Source organism: Pontibacter ummariensis (assembly GCF_900188175.1).
GTDB classification, from domain to species: Bacteria; Bacteroidota; Bacteroidia; order Cytophagales; family Hymenobacteraceae; genus Pontibacter; species Pontibacter ummariensis.
In genome coordinates this window covers 1-3,911 of record NZ_FZOQ01000063.1, presented here as the reverse complement: position 1 = coordinate 3,911, position 3,911 = coordinate 1, and the positions used below count along the sequence as shown (strand labels likewise).

The following is a 3,911-nucleotide window of genomic DNA, read 5'->3' as shown; positions in this document are numbered from 1 at the left end:
TGATACCACTTAACGCAAATGCAAACGTCCCTAAAAGGTCTAGCACCTCTGTAAGGCCAATCTCTGAGATAACCGCCATGGCACTGTTTCTTCCTAGTCAGCCTCCCGATACAAGCGGCTGAGGTTTCATGATAATTAGGTCAGAAAATTACTTATTACAATTCGATTTATATAATCATGCTTCATGAGCAGCAGGATAAAGCGTCGTTAAGGTAAGGCATGGCAGTTCTTGAACGCTCCTGCTATAGAGTAGAAGTAGAGGTGAAGGGAGAAACAGCCTATTCCCAGCTTATGAAGGTAAGGGAACGAAGAACAGGACCGGCTGGCTTCATGCTGGATCATCCGTAAGCTCTATCCATACGGGCGCATGGTCGCTTGTTTTTTCCCACCCCCGGACGTTACGGTCTACGCCGGCAGTAACTAATCGGCTCACTAACTGTGGGCTGAGCAGGAGATGGTCAATGCGCATACCCGCATCACGGTCAAAAGCGTTCCGGAAGTAATCCCAGAAGGTATAGACTCTGTCACTTGGGTAAGTGGTGCGAACGGCGTCTGTCCAACCCTGGGCCAGGAGCGCGTGGAAGGCTGAGCGAGTGGCTGGTCGGAACAGGGCATCGTCGATCAAACGCTCCGGCTTGTAGGCGTCCAGGTCCGTTGGAATGACATTGTAGTCTCCGGCTAGTATTACCGGAACACCGGAAGAAAGGAGTTCATGTGCATGGGCAGACAGCCTTTCAAACCACTGCAGCTTATAGTCAAACTTAGGGCCTGGTGCCGGGTTCCCGTTTGGCAGGTACAAACAACCAATGAGAACTTCCTTGACCGTCGCCTCTATGTAGCGGCTCTGTTCGTCTTCAGGGTCTCCTGGGAGCCCTCGCCTTGTCAGCTTCGGCTCTGCCCCTCGCGCCAGTATAGCGACTCCGTTCCAGCTCTTTTGCCCATGCCAGACGGCGTGGTAGCCCTCCTGTTGTAAGGCCTCTGCCGGAAATCTCTCCTGGGGCGCCTTTAACTCTTGCAGGCAAACAACATCCGGCTTTGCTTCGCGGAGCCAGCGTAGCAGTACGGGCAGACGGGCACCTATGCCGTTCACATTGTAGGTAGCTATCTTCATATCGGTTCGATGGAGTTATACGAAGGTAAATCCAGAAAAGAGACATGCTGGCATCAGTGCGTTGTAGTTCATAAGCAACGGAACTAACCGGCATTTAATAAACCAACCCGTTGCTTTCGCGTTAAGCCTTTATTAGATGTATGAACATTGACAAGAAACAAGCGGCACAAACAGAAAGAATCGGGGTCACCTTGGAGAAATCGGCCATCCCTCCACTGGCAGCCCGTATCATGGCGCTCCTGCTCGTGGCAGAGCCTCCTTACTGCTCCTTTAATACGATCATGGAGGCCCTTCAGGCAAGCAAGAGCTCAGCAGGTCCTTCCCTTAACCTGCTCCTGCGCGAAGGGATCGTGGACTACATCACTTTCCCTGGTGACAGGAAACGCTATTTCATAGATGAGTCTACGTTAGTTGATGCCGTTAATTCCCCAGGAAGATTTACCCTTGGACCACCTTGTCGATTCCTAGCACTCGCTCCCATTTCCCAGACTCCGCATACTGCTTGATTACCTTGTCCCTTTTTGTTAGCAGACGGGTCATATAACTTTCAAGAAACGATTTGTCCACAATACTTCCTAAAATCCCAAGGGGCGAGGTGTAATCGAAAACTTTTAGCATTAACGTGCCCCCTTCCATTTCTTTGAAGCATTGCTCATGCCTGAAGCGCTTGAAAGCCCCATGCACCATCTCATCCACAAAATAGTAGGGGCGGTTATACTCGGTTATTTTGCTAGTCAGGTGTTGCCATACCCCTAAGTGCTTTGCCTTCCAGGTCACAGTCTCTCCTAGTTCGATCAATCCGGCAGTAACGCCAGCAACGGCTCTTTCGCCCGTGTGCTTTGTGGAGATGGTATGCAGGTCAATGCTTCGGGAAAGGTCGAAGCACAGTTCTATAGGTGCGGCGACGAACGTGTGTACAGTAATGGCGGGCATGAGATGCTTGTTATTAGGCTTTTAATGTTTCTACATGTCTTAAGGTGGCGATGCTTTTGTCCCACTAATGCAAGCTACCTTATGTTGCCTATAAAGCAAAATGTTCTGGGCTTGCCCTATCTTTTCGTGAGGCAAGGCAGAGAACGCTAACAGTAACACATTTACTTTTAGAGCCTGTAGCTGTTAGGAGCGGCTGGTGCAAACATAAGGGAAGCTTTAAGGCAAAGCCAGAAATGCTTGCGTAAAGGCACGAATGAAGAAACTAAACATATTGCATCCGTAGAGCATGGCATACCTGTGTTCTTATAAATGTTACTATAAGACAACTCCTTTTGATAAAGTTAGATGCAGAAAGAAGAACCCATACGGAGCGTTTTAGGGCACCTTTCTTATTAAGTAATCGTAAAAGAAGAATAAATAGACAAAATCACCTCTTAAAGTTGAGTGGAATAGGCATGCTCAATAAGTGTAGGTGCGTTAAAGTGTTACTAAGCTAAGCGGTAGCTACCTACTGCTTGGCTTTTTTAGTTGCCTGTCCCAGGTGATAAAAAGTAGCCATGTACCGGGTCGGAAATTGGAAGATTGTCCTTGGCCTTTTCGGTAATTGACAGGTGCGCGCCATAAAAAGCTTGCTGATGGGGCAGACAATACCTTAGAGTAATCGTAGCATAGAAGAAGCTAAAGCTGCACCTAGCAGTTAACGCCTTCAAGAAAAGGCAGGTGCTAACTGAAGGGGAAACAGCAACTACAATTTATGCTCTACTCTTACTGTAGATTCTGCTTAACTATAGTTTGAAATGGACGAACAGCTGCTGCGCATAAGAAGAACTACCTCTCGTTTCTTCGAACTACCTCCTGTAGAACCAGAGCCCAGGCACTTCAATGACTGGGTGAACAGTATGAAGGAACCCCTGCGAACAATGTTCAGGAGATTAGGCTACAACCAGTGCAAGAGTTTGCCTGGTCTCTGTCACTTTATAATGGAGCGGAAAGATGAAGGGCTGCAAGAGTACATGATGCGGCACCTCTCTCCTCAGGACTACCGTTTTTGGAAAGAGCATCGGAGCCAGTGGTGTTAAGCTGGTACCTGTCTATGAAAGCCCTGCAGGGTTTGGGCATGTTAGTGATCGGTTCTCTTTATTTACTGAAGGGCTTGAAATTTGAGTGAAAGAATTTGGTCCTAACCTTCCTTCCTGCCGTTTAAGAGGTAGTAAGTTTTGCGATAGGGGGAGTACAGGAGTAAACTTTCCGTTCTACCGACATAGGGCCACATGAGAATTGAACTTCCAAAAGAACCGGTGAGCATGTCCTTGTTTGACATGGACTAAGTAGCTGTAGAGTTTGACTTAAACAACTGCAGCACAGAAGTTAAGTGGAAACGCGAAGTGAGGTTTGGCAGCGACGAATACAGGCGCGGCGTGAAGCTAATTCTGCGGGTTGCCCTAGAGATGCAGGTAGAGCTAAATAAGACACAGTTTCTTTTGGAGAACTAACTCATCCCCACAAATTCATGAACACCTGCCTGAGCAAAAGGGGAAGTGTAGGAAGTCATGGCCTTGTAGCGGGACCGCAGATGACTCTGTACGGCCGCATAGAAAATTATGCCTTTCTTGTCGCGGTGCTTTTGCTAAGTTTCCTGGGTGCAGGCAAACGTATAAGAATATAACTTAGGAGGGAATAATGGAGGCGATCTGGGTAGTGGCAGAAATGCGCGCCGGCGGTGCCGTGGCACACGCAAACCTTGCTCTGGACGAGATGCACAGCTAAACTGACCCTGCAAAACTGACGAATGTCATTTTTAGCGCGTGTTTAAAGTTGCAACTTTGATACAACTTTAAATATTCCGCATGATGACAACAGCGCAAAA

General features: G+C 48.0%; 5 protein-coding genes. 3 read left to right on the top strand and 2 right to left on the bottom strand.

The window, feature by feature from the left end; genetic code table 11:
• Window positions 1–219 precede the first annotated feature (219 nt).
• Entirely contained in the window at window positions 220–348 is a 129-nt protein-coding gene (locus CHB92_RS26360; protein WP_258179145.1) for a hypothetical protein, read from the top strand.
• Here CHB92_RS26360 and xth read toward each other — a convergent pair.
• Window positions 329–1,111 (bottom strand): exodeoxyribonuclease III, encoded by a 783-nt coding sequence (gene xth / locus CHB92_RS25305; protein ID WP_089322024.1) that lies wholly within the window; start codon window positions 1,109–1,111, stop codon window positions 329–331. The two genes, CHB92_RS26360 and xth, sit on opposite strands and share 20 nt — an antisense overlap.
• A 140-nt stretch (window positions 1,112–1,251) precedes the next feature.
• Here xth and CHB92_RS25645 point away from each other — a divergent pair, with 140 nt between their 5' ends.
• Window positions 1,252–1,617, top strand: a complete 366-nt coding sequence (locus CHB92_RS25645; protein WP_144266406.1) for a GbsR/MarR family transcriptional regulator — start codon at window positions 1,252–1,254, stop codon at window positions 1,615–1,617.
• Here the strand turns inward: CHB92_RS25645 and CHB92_RS25300 are convergent.
• Window positions 1,550–2,044 carry an SRPBCC family protein gene (locus CHB92_RS25300; RefSeq protein ID WP_089322023.1) on the bottom strand — a complete coding sequence of 165 codons (495 nt, stop codon included), beginning with the start codon at window positions 2,042–2,044 and terminating at the stop codon, window positions 1,550–1,552. The genes CHB92_RS25645 and CHB92_RS25300 overlap by 68 nt on opposite strands.
• Before the next feature lie 797 nt (window positions 2,045–2,841).
• Here CHB92_RS25300 and CHB92_RS25640 point away from each other — a divergent pair.
• A complete protein-coding gene (locus tag CHB92_RS25640; protein ID WP_106219247.1) occupies window positions 2,842–3,123 on the top strand; it encodes a hypothetical protein in 282 nt (93 codons plus the stop codon).
• Window positions 3,124–3,911 lie beyond the last annotated feature (788 nt).

What these genes read in the sequence shown, in the direction of transcription:
- CHB92_RS26360 (WP_258179145.1), top strand. Translation starts at nt 220, where the DNA reads ATGGCAGTTCTTGAACGCTCCTGCTATAGAGTAGAAGTAGAGGTGAAG.
- xth (WP_089322024.1), bottom strand. Translation starts at nt 1,111, where the DNA reads ATGAAGATAGCTACCTACAATGTGAACGGCATAGGTGCCCGTCTGCCC.
- CHB92_RS25645 (WP_144266406.1), top strand. Translation starts at nt 1,252, where the DNA reads ATGAACATTGACAAGAAACAAGCGGCACAAACAGAAAGAATCGGGGTC.
- CHB92_RS25300 (WP_089322023.1), bottom strand. Translation starts at nt 2,044, where the DNA reads ATGCCCGCCATTACTGTACACACGTTCGTCGCCGCACCTATAGAACTG.
- CHB92_RS25640 (WP_106219247.1), top strand. Translation starts at nt 2,842, where the DNA reads ATGGACGAACAGCTGCTGCGCATAAGAAGAACTACCTCTCGTTTCTTC.